This is a genomic window from Agrobacterium sp. 22-214-1, assembly GCF_053522465.1.
This window is the reverse complement of the sequence record NZ_JBNWCK010000001.1, coordinates 896814-913430: the sequence shown is the minus strand read 5'-3', so window position 1 is coordinate 913430 and position 16617 is coordinate 896814. Positions and strand designations below refer to the sequence as shown.

Annotated in this window: 17 protein-coding genes; 7 read left to right on the top strand and 10 right to left on the bottom strand. The window is 60.2% G+C overall.

Features of this window, described 5'->3' with window-relative positions; all coding sequences use genetic code 11:
* Positions 1–37: 37 nt before the first annotated feature.
* The 4 genes from radA to alr form a co-directional block, all read right to left on the bottom strand.
* Entirely contained in the window at positions 38–1444 is a 1407-nt protein-coding gene (gene radA / locus ACQZ5G_RS04605) for a DNA repair protein RadA (RefSeq protein ID WP_448737550.1), read from the bottom strand.
* A 6-nt stretch (positions 1445–1450) separates the two neighbouring features.
* A complete protein-coding gene (locus ACQZ5G_RS04600) occupies positions 1451–1741 on the bottom strand; it encodes a type II toxin-antitoxin system RelE/ParE family toxin (protein ID WP_142169811.1) in 291 nt (96 codons plus the stop codon).
* Positions 1698–2009 (bottom strand): type II toxin-antitoxin system ParD family antitoxin, encoded by a 312-nt coding sequence (locus tag ACQZ5G_RS04595; RefSeq protein WP_020810635.1) that lies wholly within the window; start codon positions 2007–2009, stop codon positions 1698–1700. Before ACQZ5G_RS04595 ends, ACQZ5G_RS04600 begins: the two co-directional genes overlap by 44 nt.
* A 65-nt stretch (positions 2010–2074) precedes the next feature.
* Positions 2075–3250: an alanine racemase gene (gene alr / locus ACQZ5G_RS04590; protein ID WP_448737551.1), complete on the bottom strand. Its 1176-nt coding sequence runs from the start codon at positions 3248–3250 to the stop codon at positions 2075–2077.
* 195 nt (positions 3251–3445) lie between these two features.
* Here alr and ACQZ5G_RS04585 point away from each other — a divergent pair, with 195 nt between their 5' ends.
* The 4 genes from ACQZ5G_RS04585 (at position 3446) to ACQZ5G_RS04570 (ending at position 7327) form a co-directional block, all read left to right on the top strand.
* Positions 3446–4303 (top strand): AraC family transcriptional regulator, encoded by an 858-nt coding sequence (locus ACQZ5G_RS04585; protein ID WP_161987832.1) that lies wholly within the window; start codon positions 3446–3448, stop codon positions 4301–4303.
* Between the two features lie 137 nt (positions 4304–4440).
* On the top strand, positions 4441–5145 hold the full coding sequence (locus tag ACQZ5G_RS04580; protein WP_448737552.1) for an AzlC family ABC transporter permease: 705 nt from the start codon (positions 4441–4443) through the stop codon (positions 5143–5145).
* The gene (locus ACQZ5G_RS04575; protein WP_077987773.1) at positions 5142–5444 is read left to right on the top strand and encodes an AzlD family protein; all 303 of its coding nucleotides are present in this window, start codon (positions 5142–5144) and stop codon (positions 5442–5444) included. Before ACQZ5G_RS04580 ends, ACQZ5G_RS04575 begins: the two co-directional genes overlap by 4 nt.
* Positions 5445–5632: 188 nt before the next feature.
* Positions 5633–7327, top strand: a complete 1695-nt coding sequence (locus tag ACQZ5G_RS04570) for an ABC transporter ATP-binding protein (protein ID WP_448737553.1) — start codon at positions 5633–5635, stop codon at positions 7325–7327.
* A 64-nt stretch (positions 7328–7391) separates the two neighbouring features.
* Here the strand turns inward: ACQZ5G_RS04570 and ACQZ5G_RS04565 are convergent, their stop codons facing one another.
* The gene (locus tag ACQZ5G_RS04565) at positions 7392–8888 is read right to left on the bottom strand and encodes a replicative DNA helicase (RefSeq protein WP_003520716.1); all 1497 of its coding nucleotides are present in this window, start codon (positions 8886–8888) and stop codon (positions 7392–7394) included.
* Positions 8889–9200: 312 nt separating this feature from the next.
* Between ACQZ5G_RS04565 and ACQZ5G_RS04560 the strand changes: the two genes are divergently transcribed.
* The 3 genes from ACQZ5G_RS04560 to ACQZ5G_RS04550 are packed head-to-tail and all read left to right on the top strand — an operon-like array spanning position 9201 to position 12485.
* On the top strand, positions 9201–9656 hold the full coding sequence (locus tag ACQZ5G_RS04560) for a MarR family winged helix-turn-helix transcriptional regulator (protein ID WP_080852347.1): 456 nt from the start codon (positions 9201–9203) through the stop codon (positions 9654–9656).
* Entirely contained in the window at positions 9653–11398 is a 1746-nt protein-coding gene (locus tag ACQZ5G_RS04555; RefSeq protein ID WP_448737554.1) for an MFS transporter, read from the top strand. Before ACQZ5G_RS04560 ends, ACQZ5G_RS04555 begins: the two co-directional genes overlap by 4 nt.
* A gap of 19 nt (positions 11399–11417) precedes the next feature.
* On the top strand, positions 11418–12485 hold the full coding sequence (locus ACQZ5G_RS04550; protein ID WP_448737555.1) for an HlyD family secretion protein: 1068 nt from the start codon (positions 11418–11420) through the stop codon (positions 12483–12485).
* A 266-nt stretch (positions 12486–12751) separates the two neighbouring features.
* On the opposite strand, the gene rplI is transcribed toward ACQZ5G_RS04550, so the two are convergent.
* The 5 genes from rplI to ACQZ5G_RS04525 all read right to left on the bottom strand — a co-directional run bounded on the left by rplI (position 12752) and on the right by ACQZ5G_RS04525 (position 16522).
* Complete coding sequence (gene rplI / locus ACQZ5G_RS04545) at positions 12752–13327, bottom strand: 50S ribosomal protein L9 (RefSeq protein WP_003520720.1); 576 nt, start codon at positions 13325–13327, stop codon at positions 12752–12754.
* Between the two features lie 14 nt (positions 13328–13341).
* Positions 13342–14316 carry a DUF2232 domain-containing protein gene (locus ACQZ5G_RS04540; protein WP_080852341.1) on the bottom strand — a complete coding sequence of 325 codons (975 nt, stop codon included), beginning with the start codon at positions 14314–14316 and terminating at the stop codon, positions 13342–13344.
* Between the two features lie 145 nt (positions 14317–14461).
* A complete protein-coding gene (rpsR, locus tag ACQZ5G_RS04535; protein WP_003502063.1) occupies positions 14462–14710 on the bottom strand; it encodes a 30S ribosomal protein S18 in 249 nt (82 codons plus the stop codon).
* A gap of 16 nt (positions 14711–14726) precedes the next feature.
* Positions 14727–15188 carry a 30S ribosomal protein S6 gene (gene rpsF / locus ACQZ5G_RS04530; protein ID WP_003520723.1) on the bottom strand — a complete coding sequence of 154 codons (462 nt, stop codon included), beginning with the start codon at positions 15186–15188 and terminating at the stop codon, positions 14727–14729.
* 290 nt (positions 15189–15478) lie between these two features.
* Positions 15479–16522 (bottom strand): aldo/keto reductase, encoded by a 1044-nt coding sequence (locus ACQZ5G_RS04525; protein ID WP_448737556.1) that lies wholly within the window; start codon positions 16520–16522, stop codon positions 15479–15481.
* Positions 16523–16617 lie beyond the last annotated feature (95 nt).

The window sequence follows — 16617 nt, the reverse complement described above, 5'->3', positions numbered from 1 at the left end:
CGATCCTCTTACACCACTGTTTCCCTTGGCGAAAGGATCAATATTCGTCGTCCTCAACCTGTTTGAACCGGTTGCCGGAGCCGGCGATGCGGGCCACGAGGTCCGGAAGGCTTTCGATTTCCGTCCAGCGTCCCTTGCCGCCTTTCGGCAATTCAGCCGAAGCAGAAGGCAGAAGTGCGGCGGAAAAGCCGAGTTTTTCAGCTTCTTTCAATCGCTGGCCCGTATGCGAGACGGGTCGCACCGCGCCCGACAGGCTGATTTCGCCGAAATAAACACAATCGGCGGGCAGGGCAAGACCGGCAAGCGAGGAAACGAGCGCCGAGGCAATCGCCATATCGGCAGCCGGTTCGGAAATACGGTAGCCGCCGGCGACATTCAGATAGACATCATGCTGGCCGAGCTTCACGCCGCAATGGGCCTCCAGTACGGCCAGAATCATGGCGAGCCGTGAACTGTCCCAGCCGACCACGGCGCGACGCGGCGTACCCAGCGAAGTGGCGGCGACCAGCGCCTGCACTTCGACAAGCACGGGCCGCGTGCCCTCGATGCCGGCAAAAACCGCAGCACCCGGCGACTTTTCGTTGCGTTCGCCGAGAAACAGTTCGGAGGGGTTCGACACCTCCCTGAGGCCGCGATCCGACATTTCGAAAACACCGATTTCATCGGTCGGCCCGAAGCGATTCTTGACGGTGCGCAGAATGCGATGGTGATGTCCGCGGTCACCTTCGAAATAAAGCACGGCATCGACCATGTGCTCGACCACGCGCGGACCGGCAATCTGGCCTTCCTTGGTGACATGCCCCACCAACACCATGGTCGCGCCCGTCTGCTTGGCAAAACGGATCATCGCCTGCACGCCGGTCCGCACCTGCGTCACCGTGCCGGGGGCGGAATCGGCCGTATCGCTCCAAAGCGTCTGGATGGAATCGATGATGACGAGATCGGGCCGCTTGCCTTCGGAAATCGTGGCGAGAATATCTTCGACGTTGGTTTCCGCCGCCAGCAGCACATCGGTTTCCGCAGCCCCGAGACGCTGCGCGCGCAGACGCACCTGCGCCACCGCCTCTTCGCCCGAGACATAGATGATGCGATGCCCGCGCCGCGAAAGAGCCGCCGCTGCCTGCATGAGGAGCGTCGATTTGCCGATGCCCGGATCGCCGCCGATCAAAACCGCCGAACCGCGCACGAAACCGCCGCCGGTCGCCCGGTCGAGTTCACTGATGCCGGTCGGAATGCGCGGCGCCTCCTTGATTTCACCTGAAAGCGACGTCAGCGTCACGGGCCGACCCTTTTTCGGCACCTTGCCCGGCCCGGAGCCGATGCCGCCCATCGGGTCTTCCTCGACGATGGTATTCCACTCGCCGCAGCCTTCGCATTTTCCCGCCCAGCGGGTGTGAACCGTGCCGCAGTTCTGGCACACAAATTGGGTCTTGGCTTTGGCCATCTTGTGTCAGTTTTCTTCTTGTTTGAAATGGTCGGCGGAGATGTCTTGGTGGCCGTGAAGCACGCGCAGCACATACATTTTATTATCATCGACAATGAAATAGATGCATCGCTCACGATAAGGGAAAGCCCGCAAATTCGGGGCGAAACTTCTAGGTACGCCCGTTATCCCATATCGCGCCAGAGAGATCATTTTGCCGTTGATGTCGTCTAGAAAGCGTCTGGCAGCAACGGGATTGAATTGGGCAATGTAATTATGATCGGCCAGAAGATCGTTCAGCGCCTGTGCGGTGACCACTAGACGCCTTCGCTTCATTCTGCTCCTCCGCCAGCTTCATAATGTGTGCGGTAAAATCATCTGCACTGGAGAACTCCATAACCCGGCCAGCCTCCACATCATCAAGCCCTTCCTGAATCAGTCGTTGAAGCTCTACAAGCTTGCCTTCCCGGCTACCCAGCAAACGCAGACCAGCTGAGACGACCGAATCCGCGTCCTTAAAGACGCCCGCCGCCACCTGCTCTTCGATGAACTTCTCGTCTTGCTCGCTCAAATGGATTTCGGGCATTTCGATCTCCTTTTGTTCTCTTCTAGCACAGGTCGCCGCAGCTTTCCAAGGGCTAAAGGCGTGGCTCAGTCGTCGGCCATGAGATATTGCCGCTCGTAACGCAGGCCAAGCCCCGTCAGCATCTCGTAACCGATGGTGCCGGCCGCCCGCGCGGTCTCGTCGATGGGCACGTTGGGGCCGAAAAGCTCGATATAGTCGCCGGGACGGATGGCATTGGCCGGAACATCCGTCACGTCGAAAATGGTGAGGTCCATGGTCACGCGGCCGGCCACCGGCACCCTGTGGCCATTGACGACGCCATAGGCGCCGCCATGGCCCATTTCGCGCAGCGGAATACCGGAACCGGAAAGCGAACGCTGATATCCATCGGCATAACCCACGGAAGCGATGGCAAGGCGGCTTGCGCGTTTCAGCAGAAAGGTGCCGCCATAACTCACGGTCTGGCCTTCGCCCGCTTCGCGAATCTGGATGATCCGCGCCTCGGCTGTGGCGACGGGCCGCATCGGGTTCGCCATGCCGTTGACCGCTTCGCCGCCATAAAGGGCGATGCCGGGGCGGGTGAGGTCGAAATGATAGTCCGAGCCGAGGAAAATACCGGCGGAAGCAGAGAGACTTGATTCGATGCCTTCGAAAGCAGCGCTAACCTTTCGGAATGATTCGAGCTGGACCCTGTTCATTGGCGAAGACGGCGTGTCGGCGCAGGCGAGATGCGACAGCACCAGAACCGGATCGAAACTCGCCGGCCGCGTTACGTCGTCGGCCAGAAACAGCGCGTCGTCGAGGGGCAGGCCGAGGCGGTTGAAGCCGGTATCGACATGCAGCGCGCAGGGGTGATCGCCGCGCTCGGCAACCGTCGCCATCCAGAAGGAAAGCTGCTCCTCGGAGGCCAGAACCGGCACGAGATCGTTGTCGAAGACCTGCCGTTCCTGGCCCTGCCAGATGCCGGAAAGCACGAAGATGCGCGCTTCCGGGGCATAGGAACGCAGGGTCGCACCCTCGGCCACCGTCGCCACGAAGAAATCGCGCGCGCCGGTATAGTAGAGGGTGGCACCGCAATCCTCGATACCGAGACCATAGGCATCGGCCTTGACGACCGCCGCCGTCCGCGCCCTGCCGGAACGCTTCTTCATGTCCCGCCAATTATCGGCGAGCGCGCCGAGATCGAGGGTCAGCCTCAGCGGCGCGTGCTCGAAAGTGTCGGTTTCGTTTTCGGGAAAGCTGTCTTCGAAGTCGTCTGTCATGTCATGCGTCCGCTTGATTGGAACCTCGCGGACCCTACAGCATCGGCGCAAAAATCGTTATCGATTTTTGCAAAGCACGATACGTAGATTCAAAGTGTTAGAGCTTCATTCCCGCACATTTGCGGAAATGCGCGGGAATGAAGCGCGGGCACTTTTGTTCAAGACGGTAATGGCCGATTGGTTTAAACTCGTTCCATGCACAATGTTTCGCAGGAACAGGCCATAGATGTCATGCCGATTGCGACGACGGAAACCACGCGTTTCTGGCGTGACAGGCGTTTTGGCGGCATGGAGTGCCTGAGCGCGACTTTTCTGACCCATGAATATTCGCCGCATGCGCATGATACCTTCTCGATCGGCGCGATCGAAAGCGGTTCGCAGATTTCCACCATTCAGGGCACCACCGAACAGACGGGGCCGGGGCATCTTTATCTCATCAACCCGGATGAGGTTCACGATGGCGCACCGGGTGGCGGCGGTTATCGCTATCGGATGATCTATCCCGATATCGGCTTACTGCGCGATATTATCGAGGATGTGACGGGCAGAGCCTTTCACGGCACGCCCTCCTTTCCGAGATTCCTGCCGCGCGATCCGCAGATGGCGGCGGCTTTCCAGATGGCGCATCGGCGGCTGGAGGAGAAATCCGGTGCTCTGGAGGCGGATGAGGGCATGTTCTCTGTTCTCGCCGCCCTGTTCGGCAGGCACGGCAGCGCCATTATCCTGCCCGTCGAAACACGAGAGAAAACGGCGGTTTATACCGCCCGCGACTATCTTTCCGACAATTACGAGACCGATATCGGCCTCGAGGAACTGGCTTCCATCGCCGGTCTCAGCCGCGCGCATCTTATCCGCGCTTTCAGGAAAGAGTTTCACATCACCCCGCACGCCTATCTGACGGATGTGCGCATCCGCAGGGCGCGTCGGCTTCTGCGTGCCGGCGAGATGCCAGCCGAGGTGGCGGCGATGTGCGGTTTTGCCGACCAGGCGCATTTCACCCGGCATTTCAAGGCCCGCACCGGTGTCACACCGGGGCAGTTCCGAGTGGCCTGAGTTCAAACCCCGCATTTCCGTTCGGAAGTGCGCAAAAGAAAAAGCGACGCTTCAGCAGAAAACCGCCTGACATCACTTTCGTTCAAGACCGAACAATGTCGCAAGCGTAATCCCTCTCTTTCGAAAGGGAGAATGCGGTGTCGATATCGGGAAAAGGCGCGGAATTCAGGGCGGGATTGCGGGCGGCCGCGCCATTGCTGGTCGCCATGGTGCCGATTGGCGTGGTCTTCGGTGCGGTCGCCATCGGCAAGGGCCTGTCGCCGCTCGAAGCCTCGTTGATGTCGCTGCTGGTCTTTGCCGGCGGTTCGCAATTCGTGGCGATGGATCTATGGACGCATCCGGCAAGCTGGAGCGCACTCGGCTTTGCGGCGCTGCTGGTCAATCTGCGCCATGTGCTGATGAGTGCCTCCATAGCCGGCAAGCTGGATGATTTCAGGGGTTGGCGCAAATATGCCGCCATGCTGGTGCTGACGGATGAATCCTGGGCATTGTCGGAATTTCGTGTCATCGCCGGCCGGTTGACGGCGGGTTTCTTCACCGGCGCTGCGCTCTCGATCTATCTCGTCTGGAACCTTGCAACCCTTGCCGGCGCGCTGCTCGGTTCGGTGGTGGGGGACATGTCGATCATCGGTCTGGATTTTGCCTTTCCCGCCGTCTTCATCGTGCTTCTCATGGGGTTCTGGAAGGGCAGGGAAACCGGTTTCGTGCTTCTGGCAAGCGCCACCGCCGCCTGTCTCACCCACGCGCTGGTTCCCGGCGCCTGGTATATCGCCGCCGGCGCGCTGGCGGGTCTGGCCGTCGCCGCCTTCGGCCACGAGGAACAGGCGGAGCAGCCGGCATGACGCTCGACCCGAATACGCTGCTGACAATCCTTGCCATGATGGCGGCAACCGTCGCTACGCGCCTTGGCGGCCTGTTGCTGGTCACTCATTTTACGCTGACGCCGCGCCTGAAAAAGGCGCTCGGCGTGGTGCCGCCTGCTGTCCTGATGGCCGTGGTGACGCCGACGGCGCTCGCCAGTGGGCCGGCAGAAACCATCGCCTGCGCAATCACCGCGGTTGCGGCGCTGCGCCTCAGCCTTCTGCCGGCCGCAACGCTCGGTGTTGCCGCCGTGGCGCTGCTGCGCGGAATCGGATTGTGAGACAATCCGGTCAAGCCGTTGAAAAGATTCCTCCCTTGGGAACAGAACGGGCGGGATAGGGCTGAGACCCGTTTCATGCGGAATATTGAATGTGAACGGAGGACGATAGTCCGGACTTGAGCAAGCGCTTGCAAGCCGTTATCCAATGCCTGCCGTATCTTTCAAGCAGCGCCGGGCGGGAGAGAGTGATGACAGGCAATCGCGAAGTTGCATTCGGACCGCTTTCCCGAATCTATGCCGAAGACCTGAAGACGTCATGGCCGTCCATCACCTTTTTGCTGCTGACGATCCTGCTCGGGTCTGTTCTCGCCACCGCCGGGCCTTACGTGTTTTCCCGCCTGATCGACGATCTGCCGGATGCGCCGCTGCAATGGATGCTCGGTTTTTCGCTCTATGCGGGCCTGACGGCACTGGCGACGGGTATTCAGCGCTCCACGCAATATATGTCGGTCATCCATTCGGAGCGGCTCGAATATGTCGCGACGACGCGCTTCTTCGAGCGCATCGTCCATAAAAAACCGTCCTTCTTCAACGATCATAACCCGGCGGAAATTCAGGCTGCGCAGACCAGGGGCGCTTCGGCCGCCTCGGCGATCATGCAGATCGGCCTTATTTATTTCGTGCCGGGCATCGCCACGTTCCTGTTCAGCACCCTGTTGCTGGGAACGGTCCTCAGTGCGGATCTGGTCGCCATCGTCGTCGTTTACGGCGCGGCCTTCATCGCGCTCACGCTTGCCTCGAACCGCCTGACCACGCCTTTTCTGGAAAAGGCCATCGAGGCCGGGCAGGAGAATGCCGGTTTTGTCGGAAACGCCATCGGCATGATCGAGCCTTTGCGGCACACGGGCAGCACGGCATGGATGAAGCGTCGTTTTGCGGATAATGCGGGCTCGATCTATCATAACTGGCGGCTTTATTCGCTGCGCCGGATCGGCTTCGTCTTCACCATCTCGCTCGCACTCGCCATGCAGATGGTTATCGGCTTTTATCTCCTGTTGCCACGTTACGAGGCGGGAGCCCTGTCGATAGGCGATATCGTTCTCTTCAACACGCTTCTGCTTCAGCTCAACATGCCTTTTGAACTGATCGGGCAATCGATCAGCGAGGCGGTTCGTTCCTTCGCTCACTTCGCGCCCTGTGCCCGCATGTGGAACGCACCGGAAGAGGAGGAACCGCCCCATGCCAACCCGCTGCGGCTATCGGGCAAAGCGATAGAATTCGACGATGTGGGTTTTCGCTACGAGAACGGTCGCGGCGTCGAAGGCGTTTCTTTCACTGCAACGCCGGGACGTCTGACCTTCATTACCGGCGAGACCGGTTCCGGCAAATCGACACTCTTCCGGCTTCTGCAGAAAACCATGGCGCCGCAATCGGGTCGTATCACCATCGACGGCACCGATCTGACCGCAATCGGTCGGGACGACTGGTTTGCCGTTGCCGGCATCGTTCCGCAGGAGGTGCAATTGCTGAACGATACGCTGCGCAGCAATGTCGTGCTCGGGCGGGTGCTGGATGAGGAAAAACTGCGCCGCTCGGCCGAGCGCGCCGCGATACTCGACAGGATAGAGGCGATGCCGGAGGGGTTCGATACGATTGTCGGGGAAAGGGGCCTGAAGCTTTCCGGCGGCGAGCGTCAGAGGGTTGCCATTGCCCGTGCGCTTTACGGTGAACCGTCCATTCTGCTGCTCGATGAGGCAAGCTCGGCGCTGGACGAGGAGACGGAGCGGGAAATCATGGACCAGTTAAGACGGGTCGACAGCGATATAACCATCATCGCTATCAGCCACCGCCAGAGCAGCATCCGCACGGGCGATCAGGTCATTGCATTGCCTAGCGGTACAATCGATGAATCGGCTTCTGAGGTGTCAGTCCCAAGCCATTGAAAAGATTCCGCCCCATCCTGAAGCAGGACGGGGCGTTTTTATCGATGGCTGGCGTGGTTGCGCCTCAATGTTCTTCGTACTGGCTGAAGCTCGGATCGGCCAGATCCGTAAAGCGGGTGAATTCGGACTGGAAGGCGAGCTTCACCGTGCCGGTCGGTCCGTGACGCTGCTTGGCGATGATGACGTCGGCCGTGCCTTTCACCTTGTCGAACAGCGCTTCCCATTCGGCGTATTTGGGATCGGAAATATCGCGCGGCTCCATGTTCTTGACGTAATATTCCTCGCGGAACACGAAAAGCACCACGTCGGCGTCCTGCTCGATGGAGCCGGATTCACGAAGGTCGGAAAGCTGCGGGCGCTTGTCTTCGCGGCTTTCCACCGCACGGGAGAGCTGCGACAGCGCGATGATCGGAACGTTGAGTTCCTTTCCGAGCGCTTTCAGACCCGTGGTGATCTGGGTGATTTCCTGCACGCGGTTTTCGCCGCTCTTGCCGGAGCCGGTCATCAGCTGAACGTAGTCGACCACCAGAACATCGAGGCCGCGCTGGCGCTTCAGGCGACGGGCGCGGGCGGAAAGCTGGGCAATCGAGATACCACCGGTCTGGTCGATGTAAAGCGGCACCTTCTGCATCATCTGGGAGCAGGCGACGAGCTTTTCGAAATCGGCCTCGGTAATGTCACCGCGGCGGATTTTCGAGGAAGACACTTCGGTCTGCTCGGAAATGATACGGGTGGCGAGCTGTTCGGACGACATTTCGAGCGAGTAGAAGCCGACGACGCCGCCGTTCTTCGCCTTGTACGACCCGTCCGGCTGCACTTCCTGCTCGTAAGATGCGGCGATATTATAGGCGATGTTGGTCGCAAGCGAGGTCTTGCCCATACCCGGACGACCGGCAAGCACGATAAGGTCGGAACGCTGCAACCCACCCATGCGGGCGTCGAGCGAATGAATGCCGGTGGAGATGCCGGAGAGATTGCCGTCGCGTTCGAAGGCGGCGCCCGCCATGTCGATCGCCAGCGCCACCGCATCGTTGAACGACTGGAAACCGCCATCGTAACGGCCGGTTTCCGCCAGTTCGAACAGGCGGCGTTCGGTGTCCTCGATCTGCGCCTGCGGCGGCATGTCGAGCGGCGCGTCATAGGCGATGTTGACGACATCCTCGCCGATCTGGATCAGCGCGCGGCGCAGCGCCAGATCATAGATCGCGCGACCGTAATCTTCCGCATTGATGATGGAGACGGCTTCCGCCGCAAGGCGCGCGAGGTACTGCGCCACCGTCAGATCGCCGATCTTGTCGTCGGCGGGCAGGAAGGTCTTGATCGTTACCGGATTGGCGGTCTTGCCCATGCGGATGATATCGCCCGCCACCTCGAAAATCTTGCGGTGCAGCGGTTCGTAAAGATGCACGGGCTTCAGAAAGTCCGACACGCGGTAATAGGCGTCGTTATTGACGAGGATGGCGCCGAGCAGCGCCTGTTCGGCCTCGATGTTGTTCGGCGCTTCGCGGTAATGCGGTTCCGCCGGTTGCGCGGGGGTGATCTTTCTCACAGCGTCGTTCATGGTTTGCGCGATCTCCCTTTGCCTTTGTCCTTGAACCTCGGGTTTGGCTTCCTGGGGCATGGCAGTCAATGATAATGTTGCAACACTCTATGGCAGGCTGACGTCCGCTCTGCGAAGCTCGATCACTTCTTCAGTTGTCCCCAGCAATCCACAGGCGGGTTGGGGACAAGGCGCCGGATCCTTCCGGCAAGGTGATTCGCTGCCATGAGTTTATCGCATGGCAGACCCGGCGTGAAAGAAACTTGAAAATCGTCAGTCTTACGAATAAATAGGCAGAAAATAAGTAGTGTGCTAATTATAAGGCTTGCTGACATGTCCCGCGAGACCGACAAGGAACAGCTTCTGGATGAAGTCTCCGCTTTCACCCGCAAACTGCGCGCGTTTTTCGATGCGCGGGTGGGGGAGAGCGGGCTGACGCTTGCACGGGCGCGCGCGCTCTTTGCACTCTCGCGTCGTGGACCGCTGACGCAGACGGAGCTTGCCGAGGAAATGGAAATCGAAACGCCGACGCTGGTGCGGGTGCTGGATGGCATGGAGAAACAGAACCTCATTGAACGCCGTTCCGATGAGAACGACCGCCGCGCCAAACGCATCCACATGACGGCGGAAGGGGAGAAAACCTCCGAGACGGTGCAGGCGATGGCGAAGTCGTTGCGCTCCGAGATCGCGGCCGATATTTCTTCGCAGGAACTGGCCATGGCGCTCGATGTCATGCGCCGGCTTTCGGCCAATCTGCAAAATCTGGCGGCGGGGAGGGTGCAGTCGTGAGTACCCCTGTGCCACAAACCGCAGATGAGGCCGCTGCCCGAAATGCTGAGGCGGTCTCCAAGCCCGCCGACCTTCCGGAAGAGGTTGTGACGCCGATGAGGGCTTCGGGCGCGGGTGAAACCGGGCCAGAGCCTGCCGCCGCCGCACCTCAGCCGGTCGAGCGGCCGCTATGGCTGCGGCTGTGCTTCATCTTCGCGGGCCTGTCGTTCTTCATTACCCAGGGCTTGGGCATGAACCTCGTCATGGCCAATATCTACCAGCTGCAGGGCGAGTTTTCCGCCACCGTGGCCGAGGTCGCGTGGCTTTCCGCCGCCTATATGGCGCCCTATGCCACCTTTTCCATCGCGCTGTTCAAGGTCCGGGCGCAATATGGCCTGCGGCCCTTTGCCGAAGTTTCGATTATCGTGTTTGTCGTCGCTTCCTGTCTCAACCTGTTCGTGACAGACCTGCATTCGGCAATCGTTATCCGTTTTGTCAGTGGCATGGCCGCCGCACCGATCTCTTCGCTCGGCTTTCTCTATATTCTGGAGGCCTTTCCGCCTGCGCGGAAATTCTCGCTCGGTTTCAGCATAGCGCTGACCGGTACGTTGCTGTCGGCGCCGCTCGCGCGCATCGTCTCGCCATCCCTGCTGGAAATCGACGGCTGGAATGCGCTCTATTCCATGGAAGTGGGCTTTGCGCTGGTCGCTTTCGCCATGATCTATGTGCTGAAAGTCACCCCACCGCCGCGCGCGAAAGTTATCGAGCGCATGGATATTCTGAGCTATCTTCTGTTTGCAGGTGGTCTCGGCTGTCTGGCGGTCATGCTCACGCTCGGCCGGTTCTACTGGTGGTTCGAAACCTGGTGGCTGGGCGTTCTTCTGGCGACGTCGATCACACTTCTGACTCTCATGGCTTTCATCGAATTGCCGCGCAAGAACCCGCTGCTCGACCTGCGCTGGATTTTCTCGAAAACCAACCTGCACATTATTGCGGTCCTGCTCGTCTACCGTGCGGTTTCCTCCGAGCAATCTTCAACGGCGGTAAGCTTTTACCAGCAACTCGGCCTGCTGAACGAACAGACGACGACACTTTATGCACTTGTGCTGTTGGCGACCGTTCTCGGCGGTGCGGCCTGTGCGTGGCTGATGCTCACGAAATACGTCGATACCGCCCACATGATTGCACTGGCGCTGATCGCTGCCGGTTCGTTCATGGATAGCCAGTCCAACAATCTGACGCGGCCGGGTGAGATGTATCTCAGCCAGATGATGATTGCCTTTGGCGCGGCCATGTTCCTGCCGCCCGTCATGGCCAAGGGTTTTGCCGCCGCTCTGGCCCGGGGTGCGCCCTATCTGGTGAATTTCATCACCATCTTCCTGTTTACCCAGATCACCGGATCGATGCTGATGACCGGCCTGCTCGGCAGTTTCGTGACGCTGCGGGAGAAATTCCACTCCAATATTCTCGTGGAAAATATTCTGCTCACCAATCCCGTGGTCGCCCAGCGCGTCTCGCAGCTTTCCGGCGCTTACAGCCATGTCATCACCGATCCGGCATTGCTGAAGGCCGAGGGGCTGTCGCTGCTTGGCCAGCAGGTCAGCAAGGAGGCCTATGTGCTTGCCTATAATGATACGTTCCTGCTGATCTCCGTCGTCTCTGCGCTGGCGCTGGCCACGCTTTTGATCCACCTTGCATGGCTGCGCATCCGTCCTTTCCTTTTCCGGGAAGAAATCGATGCCGCACCGGCACCACAGTCTTGAACATTCCAAGAGTGACAAAATGCTGAAGAAGTTTTTTACCCCCGTTTCCATTCTCGTGCTGCTCGGCGGTCTCGCCGGCGTGGCGCTGGTGCTTTACGCCTGGCGGCTGCCGCCGTTCCTTTCCACCGTCGAAATGACCGACAACGCCTTCGTGCGCGGTTATGTCACGACGATGAGCCCGCAGGTGAGCGGCTATGTGGTGGACGTGCCGGTGAAGGATTATCAGGAGGTCAGCCAAGGCGCGCTGCTGGCGAAGATCGATGACCGCATCTACCGCCAGAAGCAGGCGCAGGCGGAAGCAACGCTCGATACGCAGAAGGCGGCTCTCGATAATTCCCGCCAGCAGGAAAATGCGGCCAATGCCAATATTCTTTCCAGCCAGGCGGCGGTCGACAGCGCGCAGGCCTCGCTGAAACAGGCGCAGCTCGCATCCGACCGTCAGGATAACCTCATCAAGAGCGGTGCGGGAACCTCCAGCCTTCAGGAAGAGGCCCATGCCGCGCTCGAAAAGGCGCGGGCGTCGCTTTCGCAGGCCAAGGCGGCGCTTGAAGTTTCGCGGCAGGATCTGCAAACCATCATCGTCAACCGCAGTTCGCTGCAGGCGGCCGTCGCCAATGCTGAAGCGGCCGTCGAGCTTGCCCGGATCGACCTTGCCAATACCGAAATCCACGCGCCCGTGGATGGCAGGCTCGGCGAAGTCGGCGTTCGCACCGGACAATATGTCACCGCCGGAACGCAGCTGATGGCCGTCGTGCTGCATGATGTCTGGGTCATCGCCAATTTCAAGGAAACCCAGCTTGCGGGCATGCAGGTCGGCCAGCCGGTGACGATCGCCGTGGATGCCCTGCATCGCCGCAAGCTTACCGGCCATGTGGAGCGGTTCTCGCCCGCCACCGGCTCGGAATTCGCCGTCATCAAGCCGGACAATGCGACGGGCAATTTCGTGAAGATCGCCCAGCGCCTCGGCGTGCGTATCGCCATCGATGCCGATCAGCCGCTCGCCGCGGATCTGTCGCCCGGCATGTCGGTGGTGGTGCATGTGGACAAGAGCGTGGCGCCGGAGGGGGCGGAGACGGCGGCGAAGTAGTATTACGCCGAATTTGCTGCGGGACACCCCCCTCTGTCCTGCCGGACATCTCCCCCACAAGGGGGGAGATCGAATCGTGGCTTGCGCTCGACAACCTCAACGTTGCGGCTGTAGCGATGTGGGATCGCCCTGCTGATCTCCCTCCTTGTGGGGGAGATGCCCGGCAGGGCAGAGGGGGGTATCCCTCCACACATTCGACCTAACCGAAAACCAAAAAACCCCGGATGTCTCCATCCGGGGTTTTCCTTTGACCGTTAAGCCAAACCTTATTCGTCGTCGCCGTCGCGATCGGCTTCCGGATCGAAGAAGTCTTCCGGACGCAGCGCGTCTTCGTCAACGCCGTAGATGGCGTCGGCGGAGGTGAGGCTTTCGCCCTTGGCCTGACGCTCTGCTTCTTCAGCCGAACGGGCAACGTTCAGCTCGACCTGCAGCTCGACTTCGGCATGCAGGTGAAGGGTAACGTTGTGCAGGCCGATGGTCTTGATCGGCGTGTTCAGTTCAACCTGGTTACGGCCGATGTTGAAGCCTTCTGCGCCGAGGATTTCAACGACGTCGCGAGCGGCGACAGAGCCGTAGAGCTGACCGGTTTCGCCAGCCGAACGGACGACGATGAAGGACTTGCCTTCGAGAGCCTCGGCAACCTTCTGGGCTTCCGACTTGCGCTCGAGGTTACGGGCTTCGAGCGTTGCGCGCTCGGTTTCGAAACGTGCCTTGTTGGCAGCGTTGGCGCGCAGCGCCTTGCCCTGCGGCAGCAGGAAGTTACGGGCGTAGCCGTCGCGAACCTTTACGGTTTCGCCCATCTGGCCGAGCTTGTTGATGCGTTCGAGAAGAATGACGTCCATCTTCTTGATCCTTTCTATGGTTTGGTTTCGTTCGTATTGTCGGTTTTCCGCGTCGGAGTAAGAGAGATCGTGCTGCGCACGTCGCTCAGGCCGAACACGAGAATGATGAACAGCGGAAAGACAAAGACCGCCGAGAGATAAGCGAGAATGAGAACCGGCAGACGCCAGTCCTTGCCGCGGGCGCGTTTGTGCAGCGAGGCGTAACCCGCCATCAGGAAGCCCGCGCCGAAGGTGCCGCAAATGACCGCGCCGACCATGGCCGCGACGCCGCCGAGGAACATGGCGACGATGCCGGCCAGAAAAATGAAGATGGCGTTACGGTGCATGCGCAGCGCGGAAGCGATATCCTCACGCGGGCGAAGGCCCTTGCCGAAGGAGCCGACCAGCCGGGTCGCGAAATAATAGGCCGCAAACAGCAGGATGACCCACAGGCCGCCCTGAACGATCGGCAGCATCAGCACCAGCAGCGATTTCGTCTGGGCGAGCGCCTCGGCATTGGGTTCGAACAGCGGCTCACGGTTCTGCACCGAGGTCATCATGATATCGACCATGCGGGCGACCAGATCGGGACCGTAACCGATCATCCAGCCGAGAATGACGACGGCGATGGAGACCAGAATGCACAGGTGCAGGACGATGCCGGAGAGCGGATACCAGGCGAGCAGATCGTCCGGGCCGCCGAGTTCGGAAGCCGGGCGCGCCAGATTGGCGAGATGCGAAAGCCAGCCCGCCGGGATCAGCGTGAAGATCGCGATGGTCAGCGCAAACAGCGGCGACATGACAAGTGCGCCGATGATGGCCGTGGTGATGATTGCGACGATGGCGGCGCGATTGCCCCAGCCCATGCCTGCGATCAGGATCGGCATGGCGGAACCGGCATAGAGCAGGAAGGAAAAGGACGACTGTGCCGTTGCGCCAAGCGTCAAAAACGCGGCGCATATGCCGGCGAGAACGCCGGTGATCAGCACTGTCTGGTTCAACTTTTGCACTTCGCTGTCCTGCTGAAACGAAAGCAGTTAGAGGATCGCTCCGTGGAGCCTCATCCCCAACATGGGTTTTATGGTATCGATCCGCGCCCAACGCGGAAGGATGAGGACCCTCTGGTTTGGGACCAGAGGGTCTTCGTTTAGTGTATTACGCTACGACGTAGGGCAGCAGGCCGAGGAAACGGGCGCGCTTGATCGCTTGGGCGAGTTCGCGCTGCTTCTTCTGGGAAACGGCCGTGATGCGGGACGGAACGATCTTGCCGCGCTCGGAAATGTAGCGCTGCAGGAGACGAACGTCCTTGTAGTCGATCTTCGGAGCGTTTGCGCCGGAGAAGGGGCACGTCTTGCGACGGCGGTGGAACGGGCGGCGTGCCTGGGAAGAGGATGCGTCAGCCATTGGTCAAAACTCCTTCTTATGCACGGTCTTCGCGCGGACGGCGCGGACGGTCTTCGCGGTCGCCGAAGCCACCTTCGCGCGGTGCGCGGGGGCCACGATCTTCACGCGGGCCACGGTCCGGACGGTCGCCATCGCGGCGCGGACGGTCGTCACGGTCGCGCTTCTGCATCATCGCGGACGGGCCTTCTTCGTGGGCTTCGACGGCGATGGTCATGTAGCGAAGAACGTCTTCGTTGATGCGCATCTGGCGCTCAACTTCATGGATGGCAGCCGCCGGAGCGTCGATGTCCATGAGAGCGTAGTGAGCCTTGCGGTTCTTCTTGATGCGGTAGGTGAGGGACTTCAGACCCCAGTTCTCGATGCGTCCGACTTTGCCGCCGAACGATTCGATAACGCCCTTGTACTGCTCGACAAGTGCGTCGACCTGCTGGGCAGAAATATCCTGCCGGGCAAGGAAGATGTGTTCGTAAAGAGCCATTTAAGCTTTGCCTTTCTTGCGTTTCGTCCTTCACCCGGCAACGGCGCTAAGCCTCAACGACTGCTCCTGAAAAGGCACGAGGCCTTAAAGCAAGAAAAGCGTTGTTCGAGACGGTCGAGAGCGGAGACACGGGAGGCCGGAAAAACCTTATGGTTCCTGCTGTTCCGTTACCGGAACCAGCCCTCCGTTCAGCCACCAGCCAATTGGACCGGGTGTTGTGAACAGCGCGCTTATACGCAATTTTGCCCGGAATGCAAGGGCAAGCGGTGAAAAAGCGCGCCGTAGAGCCGTCAGATCGCCATCGGATATTGGCGATGGATCGCCGCAATCGCTTTTAGTACCTCGTCCGACAGCGTCACATCCGCAGCCGCAATATCCACCTTCAACTGTTCCATCGTCGTTGCGCCGATGATGGCCGAGGCCATGAAGGGACGTGTCAGGCAGAAGGCGATGGCGAGCTTTGCAGGATCGATTCCATGCTGCGCGGCAAGCTCCAGATAGGCCTTGACCGGCGCTTCCTGGAGCGGCTGCAGGCGGCCGCCGAGGTCTCTGTTGATGGTGCCGCGCGATCCCGCCGGGCGCGCGCCGTTCTGGTATTTGCCGGTCAGAAGACCTGCCGCCAGCGGCGAATAGGCGAGCAGGCCGACATCCTCGTGATGGGCGACTTCCGCCATGTCGAGATCGAAGCTGCGGTAGAGCAGGTTATATTCGTTCTGGATCGTGGCGACGCGCGGCAGGCCGTTGGCCTCGGCGATGTCGATATATTTCTGGGTGCCCCAGGCGCTCTCGTTGGAAAGGCCGATGGCGCGGATCTTGCCGGCCTTCACCAGTTCGCCGAGCGTTTCGAGCTTTTCGGTGATTTCGGCGAGCGTGCGCTGCTTTTCCTGACCGGAAGCATCGAAGCTCCAGACGCCGCGGAAATGATAGGTGCCGCGGTTCGGCCAGTGAATCTGGTAGAGGTCGATGTAATCCGTCTTCAGGCGCTTGAGGCTGGTATCCACAGCTTCGCGGATGGCGGCGGCGTCGATGTCGCGGCCGCCGCGAATATAATCTCGTCCCGAACCGGCAACCTTGGTGGCGAGCACGACCTGATCGCGCTTGCCGGTCTTTTCGAACCATGTGCCGATATAGTCTTCCGTTCGGCCCTGGGTCTCGGCGGAAACGGGGGTGGTGGGGTAAAGTTCTGCCGTATCGAAGAAATTGACGCCGTTTTCGACGGCGTAATCCATCTGCGCATGCGCATCGGCTTCGGTGTTCTGCGTGCCCCACGTCATCGTGCCGAGGCAAATTTCAGACACGGAAATATCCGTGCGGCCCAATAGTCTCTGTTTCATGGAAATGTCCCGGTGCTTGGCCAGATAGTTTGGAAGGTGGTGTGAAAGTAATGGGGAATTGCCGCAGTGCAAGAAAAAATATGATGAAAAGAAAG

Bases quoted from the DNA above. Each gene is read 5' to 3' on its own strand.
- radA (WP_448737550.1), bottom strand. From the start codon at position 1,444: ATGGCCAAAGCCAAGACCCAATTTGTGTGCCAGAACTGCGGCACGGTT.
- ACQZ5G_RS04595 (WP_020810635.1), bottom strand. From the start codon at position 2,009: ATGCCCGAAATCCATTTGAGCGAGCAAGACGAGAAGTTCATCGAAGAG.
- alr (WP_448737551.1), bottom strand. From the start codon at position 3,250: ATGACAGACGACTTCGAAGACAGCTTTCCCGAAAACGAAACCGACACT.
- ACQZ5G_RS04585 (WP_161987832.1), top strand. From the start codon at position 3,446: ATGCACAATGTTTCGCAGGAACAGGCCATAGATGTCATGCCGATTGCG.
- ACQZ5G_RS04575 (WP_077987773.1), top strand. From the start codon at position 5,142: ATGACGCTCGACCCGAATACGCTGCTGACAATCCTTGCCATGATGGCG.
- ACQZ5G_RS04570 (WP_448737553.1), top strand. From the start codon at position 5,633: ATGACAGGCAATCGCGAAGTTGCATTCGGACCGCTTTCCCGAATCTAT.
- ACQZ5G_RS04565 (WP_003520716.1), bottom strand. From the start codon at position 8,888: ATGAACGACGCTGTGAGAAAGATCACCCCCGCGCAACCGGCGGAACCG.
- ACQZ5G_RS04560 (WP_080852347.1), top strand. From the start codon at position 9,201: ATGTCCCGCGAGACCGACAAGGAACAGCTTCTGGATGAAGTCTCCGCT.
- ACQZ5G_RS04550 (WP_448737555.1), top strand. From the start codon at position 11,418: ATGCTGAAGAAGTTTTTTACCCCCGTTTCCATTCTCGTGCTGCTCGGC.
- rplI (WP_003520720.1), bottom strand. From the start codon at position 13,327: ATGGACGTCATTCTTCTCGAACGCATCAACAAGCTCGGCCAGATGGGC.
- rpsR (WP_003502063.1), bottom strand. From the start codon at position 14,710: ATGGCTGACGCATCCTCTTCCCAGGCACGCCGCCCGTTCCACCGCCGT.
- rpsF (WP_003520723.1), bottom strand. From the start codon at position 15,188: ATGGCTCTTTACGAACACATCTTCCTTGCCCGGCAGGATATTTCTGCC.
- ACQZ5G_RS04525 (WP_448737556.1), bottom strand. From the start codon at position 16,522: ATGAAACAGAGACTATTGGGCCGCACGGATATTTCCGTGTCTGAAATT.